Here is a 13,241-nt window from a genome sequence, read left to right as displayed (position 1 = left end):
TCAGGCCTTTTGCGAGATGCGGAGCGCTTGGTTGAGGTCGTCGATGATGTCGCTTGCGGTCTCGATGCCGACCGAGAGGCGCACCAGCTCCTCGCCGATGCCGGCGGCCTTGAGCTGCTCGGCGTCCATCTGCTGATGCGTGGTCGAGGCGGGATGGATCACCAGCGTCTTGGCGTCGCCGACATTGGCGAGATGGCTGATCATGCGCAGCGATTCGATGAACTTGCGGCCTGCCGGCCGCCCGCCCTTGATGCCGAAGGACACGATCGAGCCGGCGCCGCGCGGCAGCAGCGTCTTGGCGAGCTGGTAGTCGGGGTGGTCCTCCAGTGACGGATGCAGCACCCAGTCGACGGCCTTGTTGGCCTTCAGTGCTTCCAGCACGAGATAAGTGTTCTGCATGTGGCGGTCCATGCGCACCGGAAGCGTCTCGACGCCCTGCAGCAGCTGGAACGCGTTGGTCGGCGACAGGCAGGCGCCGAAATCGCGCAGGCCTTCCGTGCGGGCGCGCATGATGAAGGCGGCCGTGCCGAACTGCTCGTCGAAGACGATGCCGTGATAGCCGCCGTAGGGCTCGGTCAGCACGCCGAACTTGCCCGATGCGCGCCAGTCGAACCGGCCGCCATCGACGATGGCGCCGCCGATCGCGATGCCGTGGCCGCCGATCCATTTGGTCGCCGAATGCATGACGATGTCGGCCCCTAACTCGATCGGCCGGCTGAGATAGGGCGTAGCGAAGGTGTTGTCGATCAGCAGCGGGATCTTTGCCTCATGCGCGATCGCCGCCACCTTGGGCATGTCGAGCACCTCGAGGCCGGGATTGCCGATGGTCTCGCCGATCACGAGTTTCGTGTTCGGCCTGATCGCCGCGCGGAACGCGTCGAGATCGCGTGGTTTCACAAACGTCGTGGTGATGCCGAAGCGCGGCAGCGTGTGCGCGAGCAGGTTGATGGTGCCGCCATAGAGCGAGCTCGACGCCACGATGTGGTCGCCGGCACTCAGCAGCGTCGCGATGGCCAGGTGCATCGCCGCCTGACCGCTCGCGGTGCAGATCGCGCCGACGCCGCCTTCAAGCGCCGCGAGCCGCTCCTCCAGGACGCCGGTGGTGGGGTTGGAGATGCGGGTATAGATGTGGCCGGCGCGCTCCAGGTTGAACAGCGCCGCGGCGTGGTCGGAATCCTGGAATACGTAGGACGTGGTCTGGTAGATCGGCACCGCACGGGCGCCGGTCACGGGATCCGGATGCTGGCCCGCATGCAGGCTCAGGGTCTCGAAGGCAGGCGGCTTTGGCGCGGGCATGCGTGGCCTCGTTGGTCGGTCAGCGATGGCGGGCGTTGTGCCATAAAACGACGCACGAAGTCAGCCATTGACAGCGCCGCACGCCGGTGCGCTCCCTCGCCCGTTCTTACGGGGAGAGGGTTGGGGTGAGGGGCTCTCTCCGCGAAGACGGTGGCAGTTAGACTCGCGGAGACTCCCCCTCACCCGGAAAGCTCCCGCAAGTTCCGGCCTCTCCCCGCGAACAGGTCCCGTCCGCGCTTCAGCCTCCGATCGCCTGCTCGATGATCCGCGCCTCCCGCAGCAATATCTCCGCGACCTCCTGCTCGCGGCGCGGGCCGAGCCTCGTCCGAACGGCGGAGACGGTCATCGCCGCGGCGGGCTGTCCGTCGGGAGTCTTGATCCAGGTCGAGATCGATTTCGTCCCCTGCACCAGGCCGATCTCTCTCATGCCGTAGCCCAGCCGCCTGGCAGCGGTGACCTCGCCGAGCACCGTCGCGACGTCGGTCCGGTAGGGCTCGAACCGCTTCTCGTTCGCCGCGACGATCTTTCGCGCCTCCTGCGCCGGCATTGCGGCGAGGATGGCGACGCCGGCGCTGGAAACGCCGAGAGGCCGGCGCGCGCCGACCTCGATCGACAGCACCTGGATCGGATAAACGCCGATCCGGCGATCGACGCAGAGCGTGTCGTTCCCGGTGCGCACCGTCAGGAACAGCGTGTCGCCGATCTCGGCAGATGCGCGCTGCAGCGACGGATTTGCGGCGACCAAGAGCCGCGACGGCCGCGGTCGTGCCAGTGCCAGCTCCGGCACCTGGTTGCCGATCGCGTAGCGGCCGCTCCTGCCATGTCGCTCGACGATGCCTTCCTCGATCAGCACGTGGACGATGCGATGCACGGTCGGGCGGGTGAGGCCCGTCGCCCGGATCACCTCGGCCAATGGCACACCTTCTTCACGACCTGCGGCAAGGATGCGCAGCACCGCGAGCGCGCGCCGGATCGCCTGCGCGCCCTGTCGCGGTTCCACGGCGCTGCGGACGGATTTAGGTGATCGTCCCTTGTCCATATTATGGACAAGAACGCCACAATTCACTCGACAGGGCAAGCGCGCATCTGAAGATTGCGCTCCGATCGGAATGCCTTGTGAGCTGCTTGCACGACATCAAGGATTCGACGTGAGTTGGAAGCGCCGCCGGGAGGTCAACATGAGATCAATCTGGATTGCCATAGCTGCCGCCACCGCGATGCTGGCTGCGCCGGCGTCGGGCCAGCAATGGCCGGCGCGCAACGTCAAGCTGATCGTGCCTTATCCCGCCGGCGGCAATGTCGATAGCGCCGCACGCATCATCGCCGACAAGCTCCAGGAAAAGCTCGGCCAGCCCTTCGTCATCGAGAACAAGGCCGGTGCCGGCGGCATGATCGCGGGCGAAGCCTTCGCGAAATCGGCGCCCGATGGCTACACCCTGTTCGTCGGAGCCAACGGCCCGGTGCTGTTCGCGACCGAGATCAACAAGCGCGACGCCTACGACTGGAAGAAGGATTTTCTCCCGATCTCGACGATCTCGATGACGCCGCTGGTGCTCGAGGTGCATCCGTCGGTGCAGGCCAACACGTTCAAGGAATTCATCGACCTCGCCAAGCGCGAGCCGGGCAAGCTGACCATGGCCTCGCCGGGCCCCGGCACCACCAATCATCTGCTCAGCGAGCTGATGCAGTCCAGCCTCGATCTGCAATGGGTCACGGCGCACTACCGCGGCAACGCGCCCGCCATCAATGACCTCCTCGGCGGTCAGGTGCAATTCGCGTTCGACCAGCTCACGGTCAGCTTGCAGCACATCAAGGCCGGCCTGTTCCGCGCGCTAGCCGTCACCAGTCCGCATCGCCTGAAGTCGCTGCCTGATGTGCCGACCTTCGCCGAGCTCGGCTACAAGGACTTCGACGGCCAGACGTTTACCGGCCTGTTCGCGCCCGCAGGCACGCCGGCGCCGATCGTCGACAAGCTGCACGAAACGCTCGTCGCGATCCTCAAAGACCCTGCGGTGATCGACAAATTCGAAAAACTCGGCGGCGAAGCCACCGCGATGACGCCGACCGAGTTCAAGGCTTATCTCGAGCGCGAGGACGCCAAGTGGATTCCGGTGGTGCGCAAGGCCAATATCAGGGCGGATTGACCGATGCGGATCGACCCCACCGAGCTCGGCGCCGAGCGCATCTACCGGCTGATGACCGGCATCGTGGTGCCGCGCCCGATCGCGTGGGTCACGAGCCTGTCGCGCAGCGGTGTGCTCAATCTCGCCCCCTTCAGCGCCTTCACCTTCGTCTCGCAGAAGCCGCCGATGCTCGCCATCAGCGTCGGCCGCAAGGGCGCCGACTACAAGGACACAGCGCACAACATCCTCGATACCGAGGAGTATGTGATTCATATCGCCGACACCCCGCTGATGTCGGCGGTGCACGACAGCTCCGTCGAGCATCCGCCTGAGATCAGCGAGGTCGAGCATCTCGGGCTCGAAACACTGCCTTGCGATCTCATCAAGGTACCGCGGCTTGCCGCCGCGCCGGTCGCGATGGAGTGTCGCTTCCGGCAATGCCTCGAATTCGGCGAGGCCAAGAGCCGGCTCATCGTCGGCGAGGTCGTGATGTTCCATTTGCGCGACGGTCTCGTGAACGACGGCAAGGTCGAGACCAAGGCGCTCGACCCGATCGCACGTATCGGCGGCCCGCGGTACGCCCGCCTCGGTGAGATCGTCACGCTCAACACCGTCTTCCAGACTCCCAAATCGAAGGACTGAGCGCGGGCCAGTCGTCGGCCAAGCTGCCTCAAGATCATTGGAGGAAATACAATGCGTCTCCTGAGCTATCTCCTGGACGGAGAGCTGCGCTACGGCGCGGCCGTGGAGGGCGGCGTGGTCGATCTGACCAGCCGCATCGGTCGCGACTTCTCGGATGTCAAAGCGCTGATCGCAGCCGATGCGCTCGCGGATGCGCAGGAGGCGGTGGCCGGACAGAAGCCGGACTATGCGCTGGATGAGCTCGTCCTGTTGCCGCCGGTGCTGGCGCCGGAGAAGCTCTGGTGCATCGGCGTCAACTACGCCGAGCGCAATGCAGAATATAAAGACAATTCGGACCTGCCCAAATATCCCAGCTTGTTCGTGCGCAGCATGTCCTCGATGACCGGCTCCGAGCAGCCGATCGAGAAACCGGGAGTCTCGGACCAGCTCGACTACGAAGGCGAGCTCGTCATCGTGATCGGGCAGGGCGGCCGTCACATCCCGCGCGAAAAGGCGTGGTCGCACATCTTCGGCATGACCTTGTGCAACGAGGGCACGGTCCGCGACTGGCTGCGCCACGGCAAGTTCAACGTCACGCAGGGCAAGAACTTTGACCGCTCCGGCAGCATCGGCCCGTGGATCGTCACGGCGGACGAGCTCGATCCGCGCGGGCCTCACGACATCGTCACGCGCGTCAACGGCGAGGTGCGGCAGCAGGACACCACCGAACGGCTGATGTTCCCGTTCGATTTCCTGATCTCCTATCTCTCCACCTTCGCCACGCTCAAGCCCGGCGACATGATCGTGACGGGCACGCCGACCGGCGCGGGCGCGCGCTTCGACCCGCCGCGCTGGCTCGAGATCGGCGACGTCGTCGAGGTCGAGTCCAGCCGCATCGGCGTGCTGCGCAACACCGTCGTCGCGGAGCAATAGAGCATGCTGGATAGCGCCACGATCGAACGCCTTGCCGGGCGGCTGGACGAGGCCGAGCGCAGCAAGACGCTGATCCCGATGTTCTCGAAGGACTATCCGGACTTCGGCATCGAGGACGCCTACGCCATCCAGCGCGCCTGGACAAAACTTCAGCTCGGCCGCGGCCGCGTCATCAAAGGGCACAAGATCGGCCTGACCTCGAAAGCCATGCAGAACGCGGTCGGCATCGCCGAGCCCGACTACGGCGTGCTGTTCGCCGACATGTTCTATGCCGACGCCACGCCCGTTCCGTTCGATCGTTTCCACGCGCCGCGCATCGAGGTCGAGCTCGCCTTCGTGCTGAAGGCGCCGCTGCGTGGCCCCGACTGCAGCATCTTCGACGTGCTCAACGCCACCGACTACGTCACACCCGCGCTGGAAATTCTGGAGACGCGCATGCATCGCGTCGATCCCGAGACCGGCAAGACGCGAAAAGTCATGGACACGATCTCGGACAATGCCGCGAACGCCGCGCTGGTTCTCGGCGGCCGACCGATCCGCCCGATGGATGCGGATCTGCGCTGGATCGGCGCACTGCTGTTCCGCAACGGCGAGATCGAGGAGACCGGCGTTGCCGCCGGCGTGCTCAACCACCCCGCCAACGGCATCGCCTGGCTCGCCAACCGTCTCGCGCCGCATGACGAGCATCTCGCCGCCGGCGAGGTGGTGCTGGCGGGATCGTTCACGCGTCCGGTCGACATCCGCCGCGGCGACACGTTTCATGCCGATTACGGCGCCTTCGGCTCGGTGTCGTGCCAGTTCGTCTGAATCAACAACCAGGGAGCGCACCATGAATGGTCAAACGCGGCGCAAGAGCATCCACATTGGCGGCTTCAAGCACGTCAATCCGATTCCGAACGCCTGCCGCATCGGCAATCTCGTGATGTCGGGCGTCATCTTGGGGCGCGATCCCGCGACCAATGCGATGCCGGATAGCCTCGAGGCGCAATGCGCCAACATGTTCGCGCATATGAAGGCGACGGTGGAGGCGGCCGGTGGCTCGACCTCCGACATCATCAAGATGACGGTGTGGCTGAAGGATCGCTCGCAGCGCGGCCCGGTCAATGTCGAGTGGCTCAAGATGTTTCCGGACGAGCATTCGCGGCCCGCGCGCCACGCGCTGCCTATGGACAACATGGACGGCGGTGCGCTGGTGCAGTGCGACTTCACCGCCGTGCTCGATTGAGGAGTTTTGCGCATGCCGACCTATCTGCCGTTCGATCCCAATCCGCGCCGCCCGCTGAAGGCGCCGCCGCCGAAGACCATCGACAGCCAATTCCATGTGTTAGGTCCGATCGAAAAATACCCGGAGCGTCCCGGCGCCGCGTATCGGATGCCGACCGCGACCTGGGAAGCGGCGCTGCGCATGCACAAGGCGCTCGGCATCGAGCGCGGCATCATCGTCCAGACCACGACCTACGGCGCCGACCATGCCGTCGTGCTCGACGGCCTCGCGGCGATGGGTCCGAACTATCGAGGCTGCGCCAATGCGCTGGTGTTTGCGGAGGCGAGTGATTCCTATCTGGCCAAGCTCCACGCTTCAGGCGTGCGCGGCGCGCGCTTCAGCTTCCGCCAGGAGCTCGGCGCGGTGCTGTCTGATGCCGATTTCGCCCGCGCCATCGCGCGCATCCGCGAGCTCGGCTGGTACGTCAAGATCCAGCCGGAGAAGGACGGCATCATGTCCAGCGTCGACAAGTACGAGAACCTCGACGTGCCCGTGCTGATCGACCACATGGCGCGTCCCGATCCGGAAGCCGGCAAGAACGATCCGAATCTGCGCAAGATGCTGGAGCTGCTCCAGAAGGGCAATTTCTGGGTCATGCTGTCGCTCGGCGAGAAGACCTCGAAGACTGGGGCTCCCTACGACGACGTGATCCCGATCGCGCGCGCCTATATCGAGGCTGCGCCCGACCGCTGCGTCTGGGCCAGCGACTGGCCGCATCCGGTGTCGGTGAAGCAGCCGCCGAACGACGCCGACCTGTTGGAGCTGATGTACCGCTACGCAGCGGACCAGGCGGAGCTGGAGAAGATTCTGGTGCACAATCCGGCGAAGTTGTTCGGGTTTGCGGATTGAAGGGGGCTGGCTTCAAGGTGACTTGAGAGGGCTGGGCGCTGAAGCCTCGACAGCGTCATGGCCGGGCTTGTCCCGGCCATCCACGTGTTGGCTCGGGCACAAGGACATGGATGCCCGGGACAAGCCCGGGCATGACGATCTTTCGAGAAGGCTCGACGTGCGTCGCTCACCCCGCCGGCTGCGCCGCCAGCCGATCCCGCACCTCGGCTGCGATCTCGAACGAGCGCAGCCGCGCGGCGTGGTCGTAGATCTGCCCCGTCGTCATCAATTCGTCCGCGCCGGTCTCGGCGATCAGCGTCTTCAACCTCTCTTCCACCACATCGGGCGAGCCGACCGCCGAGCACGACAGTGCTTGCGCAACACCGGCCTTCTCGGCCGGCGACCACAGCGCGTCCATGTCGTCGACGGGCGGCGGCAGCGGCCCGGGCGTGCCGCGGCGCAGATTGATGAACTGCTGCTGCAACGATGAGAACATCCGCTGCGCCTCCGCCTCGGTGTCTGCCGCGAACACGTTGACGCCGATCATCGCATAGGGCTTGTCGAGCTGCGCCGAAGGTTCGAACCGCGCGCGATATTCGCGCAGCGCCGGCATCATCATCTGCGGCGCGAAATGCGAGGCAAACGCAAAGGGCAGGCCGAGCATCGCCGCAAGCTGCGCGCCAAACGTGCTCGATCCCAGGATCCAGAGCGGCACCTTCGTCCCCATGCCGGGCACGGCGCGGATCGTCTGGCCGGGCTGCACGTCACCGAGCAGCGCCTGCAACTCGAGCACGTCATGAGGAAAATTCTCGGACGTGGTGGCGAGATCGCGCCGCAGCGCTCTTGCCGTGAACTGGTCGGTGCCCGGCGCGCGGCCGAGGCCCAGATCAATCCGTCCCGGATAGAGCGATTCCAGCGTGCCGAACTGCTCGGCGATGACCAGCGGCGAATGGTTCGGCAGCATGATCCCGCCGGAGCCGACGCGGATCGTCTTGGTCCCGCCCGCGACATGCCCGATCACCACTGAGGTCGCCGCGCTCGCGATCCCCGTCATGTTGTGATGCTCGGCCAGCCAGAAGCGTTTGTAGCCCCATTTCTCGGCGTGCTGCGCGAGATCGAGCGAATTGCGAAACGCCTGGGCGGCATCGCCACCCCGGCGGATCGGTGCGAGGTCGAGGATGGAGAAGGGGATCATGTGGAGAACCGGTGAGGGGCGCGCGATGTGCGCCGGGGTTCACATATAGGAGCCGCGCATGGGAATGTTAGCGTAGCTTGTCGCAGATGATGATGAGGCGTAGCTTTGCGGGATGGCTGTCAGCGCTCCCGATCTGAAAGCGTTCCTGCTCGCCACGCCCTTCTTCGGCGGTCTCTCCGACCCAAGCCTCGACTTCCTGATGTCGATGCTCGTCGAACGCCGCTTCGATGCCGGCGCGACTGTCGTTGTCGAAGGCGAGCCGGGACGTTCGATGTTCATCGTCCGATCCGGCCGGCTGGCCGTGAGCAAACGGGCGAATTCGGGAATCGTCATTCCGATCTCTGTTCTGGAGCCAGGCGATTTCTTCGGCGAGATGACGCTGATCGAGATGCAGAACCGCTCCGCTACGGTGGTCGCGGAGGCGACGACGGTGCTGTACGAACTCACGGCCCAGAAGCTTTACGCGTGCTACAAGGCCGACATCCATGCCTATGTGATCGTCCTGCAGAACATCAATCGCGAGCTTTGCCGGCGGCTGCGCCGGGCGGACGATCGTTTCGCGGCACTGTCGGTGGATGACGGCGATGATGTTGCGTAGGGACAGAGCAGTTGCGAAACCATCATGTTTCGCCACTGAGCAAAGCCTCGATGGGACTCAGCGATCACGACTTGTCGTGCGCGTATTTCTCCAGGACCAGCCGATTGTACTCGTCTCTCACGGCTCTCCGCGAGACATGCCCCTTCCGGTCTTTGGCGATTTTCAGAAGGTCAGGGTCGGTCGGTGCCCGTGATTTCCGCCTAAATCTCGCAAAGAGGGGGCTCGCAGGCTTCGACATCCTTCCAAACAGCCGGTCAAACCATCCCATGGTGTCCTCCCGGACAGGCCGCGAGCCAGAAGACTATCACCATGAAATTAGGTGTTCAACGCACAGTGTGACCGCACCTTTTCGTAGAGGCGGAACCGAAAGCCGATCGATCGCAACGCTTCTGACCCGTCGGGCAAAATACCCACCTCGCAACCAAACCCGTCAACCCCTTTTCATAAAAATATTCCGCTTTACCGAAATTCGGATTTGCTGCACTATTCCGCCATCCCGGTCCTCGAAGAGGGGCGATCGTACGTCGTAACGAACGTGGATCGGGGTGCGATGGACGCGGCAGCGCCGGGCACGCGAAGCGGGAGCAGGGCGAGATGAACCTCGTGAGGTCCTGGCTAGCGTGCGGACGGACGGCGCTGTGTCCGGCGAAGCTACTAAAGCGAAGCCGGGCCGACGCGTACGGCAAAACCGTGTGGTCCTGACCGTCGTTGCTACGGTCAAGCCTTGCGGAGATGCTTCGAGGCTCAACCGGGCCTGGAGGTATCGCCAATTCGCAAGGCGACGGCTCTTCACAGAAGAGGGACAAGGAAACGAGCAAAACTCGGGCGTTTCGGGCCGCGAGAATGCTGCGGCGTGTGTGGAACACTGGTGCTGACGAAACGACCGAGCTTTCTGGCCTTGCGGGTTGCTTGTCTATTAGCGGCGGGCGGCGATCGCCGTCAGCTCCAGCCTGACGCCTGGACCGAGGTCCGCAACGCCAATGGCGGCACGCGCCGGCAGATGGTCCGCGGCGAAATAGCGCTTCCACACCTCGTTGAGCGCCGCCTTGTCGGCGAGATCAGTCAAAAAGATCGTCACCTGCAGAACGCAGGAGAGATCGGAGCCGGCCCCCTCGAGCAGGGTCTTCAACTGGCGCAGCACGTCGTCGGCCTGGCCTGCCATGTCGAGCCCCGCATCCTCGGGAACGATGCCGCCGAGATAGAGCACGCCATTATGCTCGACGATCTCGTGGAGCAGTCCTTCGTAGGGCAGGGAACGTTTGATCACGATCGCGTCTTCGGTCTGTTGCGGGCACGCTGGCCAGGCGGAGGGCTCGCTTGGGAGAACTGGTGCTGCCAGACAGGATTGAACTGTCGACCTCTCCATTACCAATGGAGTGCTCTACCACTGAGCTACGGCAGCATGTGCTGGGATCAGAATCGGCCGCCACGGGGCCCTACCAAGCGGGCCGATATCTGCCACAAGCCCCCCTCCTGTGCAAGCTTGCAAGCCCCGTCAAAACGAGAAAATCGGGTCGATATCGGGGTCAAAATGCCCGTTTTCGCTCGAAACGCGCGACTTTCCGCCAATTCGGGGACAATGCCCCCGCCAACTGGCCAGTTGGCGCAAGGCCCGGATTTGATCCATTTCGCGTTTCGCACGATCGGATCGCGTCGGCCTCTTGAGCTGCCATACTTCGGTGGCATCCTGCCGCTGATCCCGTGAATGGACCTTTGATGACCGACCAGAACGACAAGAGCGCGAGCCAGGCGAGAGCGTCCCGCGATGACCGCCTGAAATCCGCGCTGCGCGAGAACCTGAAGCGGCGGAAGGCGCAGGCGCGCGAACGCGCCGCAATCACCGACCCCTCGCAGAACGACGATCGTTCCCTAGATGAGGGGGCCGCCGGCAACAAGGCCGGCCGCTAGAATTTTGGAGTGCATGCAGTGGCGATGGGGCACGACCAACCGCAACGAACCGACCGTGACGCGCAGATGTTGCGGTTCACGCGCCCCGAGCAGACCTTTCCGGCGCTGACACCCGCCGAGATCGCGCGGATCAGGCACTTCGGCGAAATCCGCACCTACGCGGATGGCGAGTTGCTGTTCGAGACCGGCAAGCCCGGGCGCGGCATGTTCGTCGTCCTGAAGGGCCATGTCGCCATCACGCAGCGCGACGGGCTCGGTCACGTCACCCCGGTGATCGACCAGGGGCCGGGGCAATTCCTGGCCGAGCTCAGCCAGCTCTCCGGCCGGCCGGCGCTGGTCGACGGCCGGGCCGAGGGCGACGTCGAGACGTTGCTGCTGCCGCCGGACCGGCTGCGCGCGCTGCTGGTCGCCGAGGCCGAGCTCGGCGAGCGTATCATGCGGGCGCTGATCCTGCGCCGGGTCAATCTGATCCAGGGCGGCGTCGGCGGCCCGGTGCTGATCGGACCGTCGAACTCCGCCGGCGTGGTGCGCCTGCAGGGCTTTCTCACCCGCAACGGCCAGCCGCATCATCTGCTCGATCCCGATCGCGATCGCGACGCCGCCGAATTGATCGCGCGCTATTCGCCCAAGGCCGAAGACTGGCCGCTGGTCGTCACCGTTGACGGTGCGGTGCTGCGCAATCCCAATGAGACCGAGCTTGCACGTGCCATCGGCATGATCGGCGGCGCGAAAGGCGACCGCATCTACGACGTTGCGGTCGTGGGCTGCGGACCCGCCGGGCTCGCCACCGCCGTGTATGCGGCGTCCGAAGGACTGTCCGTCGCCGTGCTCGACACCCGCGCCTTCGGCGGCCAGGCCGGTGCCAGCGCGCGCATCGAGAACTACCTGGGCTTTCCGACCGGCATTTCCGGCCAGGCGCTGACCGCGCGCGCCTTCACCCAGGCGCAAAAGTTCGGCGCCGACATCATGATTCCGGTCACGGTGAAGTCGCTCGACTGCACGCGCAAGGATGGCGTATTTTCGGTGGCGCTCGAGGGCGCCGATCCCTTGCGTTCGCGCGCGGTGGTGGTCGCGAGCGGCGCGCGCTATCGCCGGCCCGACATCGCGAATCTCGATAAGTTCGAAGGGCGCGGCGTCTGGTACTGGGCCTCGCCGGTCGAGGCGCGGCTCTGCGCCGGCGAGGAGGTGGCGCTCGTCGGTGCCGGCAATTCGGCCGGACAGGCCGCGGTGTTCCTGTCGGGCCACGCGAAAAAAGTGCTGATGATCATCCGCGGCGGAGGCCTCGGGGCCAGCATGTCGCGCTATCTCATCGAGCGCATCGAAGCGACGCCGAACATCGAATTGATGTTCAACACCGAGATCACGGCGCTCGAAGGCGACGAGGCCTCGCTGCTGCGGCGCATCCGCTGGAAGAGCCGGCTGTCCGACGACGAAGATTCCGCCGACATCCGCAATCTCTTCCTGTTCGTCGGCGCTGATCCGGCCACCTCGTGGCTTGACGGCTGCGGCGTCACGCTCGATCGCGGCGGCTTCGTCGTGACAGGCGCGCAGTCCGAGCAGAACCAGGGCAAGCTGGTGGCGCCGCTGGAAACCTCCGTGCCCGGCGTCTACGCCGTCGGCGACGTCCGCTCCGGCTCGGTCAAGCGCGTCGGCGGCGCCATCGGCGAAGGGGCGCAGGTCGTAGCCTCCCTGCACGGCTATCTCGGCGACGCCGCAAAACCGGCGCTTTAGTCAAGCAGAAGGCAAGCGCATGGCAAGCCGAATCCGGCTTGCCATCGAGCCGCGCGATGCGTGACTATCCCTCATCCTGAGGAGCGCGCTTGCGCGCGTCTCGAGGGATGAAGGCCCGGATGCATCTGGGCCTGCATGGTTCGAGACGCCTGCTTCGCGCGCTCGTCACCATGAGGAATTACGATAACAAGTTTCAACGGGAGAACTAAATGGCTGAAATCGTCGTGCTATACAAAACACCAAAGGATACTGACGCCTTCGACAAGTATTATGCCGAAACGCACATCCCGCTCGCGAAGAAACTTCCCGGCCTGAAGAAATACGCCGTCAGCAAGGGGCCGGTTGCATCTCCCGCAGGTCCTTCCGGAATCCATCTCGTCGCCATCCTCACCTTCGACAGCGTGGCCGACATCCAGGCGGCATTCGCCAGTCCGGAAGGCAAGGCGACCGGCGCCGACGTGCCGAAATTCGCCAGCGGCGGTGCCGACATGCTGATCTTCGACACCAAGGACGTGTGAGGGATCGATCCAACCTTCGTCGAAAGCCTGAATGCCCGTAGATCCCGGATGGAGCGCAGCGTAATCCGGGGCAGCTATTGCATGTGGCACGTTTCCCGGATTCCGCTTCGCTCCATCGGGCTACAAACTAACAACTGCCGTCATGCGCGACGGCGCTGCAAGAAATTCAGCCATGCGTTTGTCGATTCGCACGATGACGCGTGGCTGCACCTCTGTATGTGGCGAC

At 64.8% G+C, this 13,241-nt stretch carries 14 protein-coding genes and 1 tRNA gene; 10 read left to right on the top strand and 5 right to left on the bottom strand.

What is annotated here, in order from left to right; genetic code table 11:
- Positions 1-1,296, bottom strand: coding sequence for an O-acetylhomoserine aminocarboxypropyltransferase (locus P6U27_RS35065; protein WP_209295488.1), 1,296 nt, complete (start codon positions 1,294-1,296; stop codon positions 1-3).
- Between the two features lie 238 nt (positions 1,297-1,534).
- Positions 1,535-2,335 carry an IclR family transcriptional regulator gene (locus tag P6U27_RS35060; RefSeq protein WP_162500485.1) on the bottom strand — a complete coding sequence of 267 codons (801 nt, stop codon included), beginning with the start codon at positions 2,333-2,335 and terminating at the stop codon, positions 1,535-1,537.
- Positions 2,336-2,474: 139 nt separating this feature from the next.
- On the opposite strand from P6U27_RS35060, the gene P6U27_RS35055 reads away from it, so the two are divergent.
- From P6U27_RS35055 to P6U27_RS35030, 6 genes are read left to right on the top strand one after another with little or no spacing between them, the layout of a single operon-like run.
- Entirely contained in the window at positions 2,475-3,440 is a 966-nt protein-coding gene (locus tag P6U27_RS35055; RefSeq protein WP_209295489.1) for a tripartite tricarboxylate transporter substrate binding protein, read from the top strand.
- Positions 3,441-3,443: 3 nt separating this feature from the next.
- Positions 3,444-4,061, top strand: coding sequence for a flavin reductase family protein (locus P6U27_RS35050; protein ID WP_122405945.1), 618 nt, complete (start codon positions 3,444-3,446; stop codon positions 4,059-4,061).
- Between the two features lie 51 nt (positions 4,062-4,112).
- Positions 4,113-4,973, top strand: a complete 861-nt coding sequence (locus tag P6U27_RS35045; RefSeq protein ID WP_209295490.1) for a fumarylacetoacetate hydrolase family protein — start codon at positions 4,113-4,115, stop codon at positions 4,971-4,973.
- A 3-nt stretch (positions 4,974-4,976) separates the two neighbouring features.
- A complete protein-coding gene (hpaH, locus tag P6U27_RS35040) occupies positions 4,977-5,780 on the top strand; it encodes a 2-oxo-hept-4-ene-1,7-dioate hydratase (RefSeq protein ID WP_209295491.1) in 804 nt (267 codons plus the stop codon).
- Positions 5,781-5,802: 22 nt separating this feature from the next.
- Complete coding sequence (locus P6U27_RS35035) at positions 5,803-6,198, top strand: RidA family protein (RefSeq protein WP_129144597.1); 396 nt, start codon at positions 5,803-5,805, stop codon at positions 6,196-6,198.
- Between the two features lie 12 nt (positions 6,199-6,210).
- Positions 6,211-7,086 (top strand): amidohydrolase, encoded by an 876-nt coding sequence (locus P6U27_RS35030; RefSeq protein ID WP_122405941.1) that lies wholly within the window; start codon positions 6,211-6,213, stop codon positions 7,084-7,086.
- Positions 7,087-7,252: 166 nt separating this feature from the next.
- On the opposite strand, the gene P6U27_RS35025 is transcribed toward P6U27_RS35030, so the two are convergent.
- A complete protein-coding gene (locus tag P6U27_RS35025; RefSeq protein ID WP_209295492.1) occupies positions 7,253-8,260 on the bottom strand; it encodes an LLM class flavin-dependent oxidoreductase in 1,008 nt (335 codons plus the stop codon).
- Positions 8,261-8,372: 112 nt separating this feature from the next.
- On the opposite strand from P6U27_RS35025, the gene P6U27_RS35020 reads away from it, so the two are divergent.
- Entirely contained in the window at positions 8,373-8,858 is a 486-nt protein-coding gene (locus tag P6U27_RS35020; protein ID WP_129144600.1) for a Crp/Fnr family transcriptional regulator, read from the top strand.
- A 916-nt stretch (positions 8,859-9,774) separates the two neighbouring features.
- On the opposite strand, the gene P6U27_RS35015 is transcribed toward P6U27_RS35020, so the two are convergent.
- Both P6U27_RS35015 and P6U27_RS35010 read right to left on the bottom strand, forming a co-directional pair.
- Positions 9,775-10,125 carry a RidA family protein gene (locus P6U27_RS35015; protein WP_209295493.1) on the bottom strand — a complete coding sequence of 117 codons (351 nt, stop codon included), beginning with the start codon at positions 10,123-10,125 and terminating at the stop codon, positions 9,775-9,777.
- 60 nt (positions 10,126-10,185) lie between these two features.
- A tRNA-Thr gene (locus P6U27_RS35010) sits at positions 10,186-10,260 on the bottom strand.
- A gap of 314 nt (positions 10,261-10,574) precedes the next feature.
- On the opposite strand from P6U27_RS35010, the gene P6U27_RS35005 reads away from it, so the two are divergent.
- The 3 genes from P6U27_RS35005 (at position 10,575) to P6U27_RS34995 (ending at position 13,015) form a co-directional block, all read left to right on the top strand.
- Positions 10,575-10,766, top strand: coding sequence for a hypothetical protein (locus P6U27_RS35005; RefSeq protein ID WP_122405936.1), 192 nt, complete (start codon positions 10,575-10,577; stop codon positions 10,764-10,766).
- Between the two features lie 24 nt (positions 10,767-10,790).
- On the top strand, positions 10,791-12,497 hold the full coding sequence (locus P6U27_RS35000; protein WP_129142830.1) for an FAD-dependent oxidoreductase: 1,707 nt from the start codon (positions 10,791-10,793) through the stop codon (positions 12,495-12,497).
- A gap of 209 nt (positions 12,498-12,706) precedes the next feature.
- Positions 12,707-13,015, top strand: a complete 309-nt coding sequence (locus P6U27_RS34995; RefSeq protein WP_122405934.1) for an EthD family reductase — start codon at positions 12,707-12,709, stop codon at positions 13,013-13,015.
- Positions 13,016-13,241 lie beyond the last annotated feature (226 nt).

Source organism: Bradyrhizobium sp. STM 3566, assembly GCF_045571445.1.
Lineage (GTDB): Bacteria > Pseudomonadota > Alphaproteobacteria > Rhizobiales > Xanthobacteraceae > Bradyrhizobium > Bradyrhizobium vignae.
Note: the sequence above shows the minus strand (reverse complement) of the source record. Positions and strands in the feature narration are given on the sequence as shown.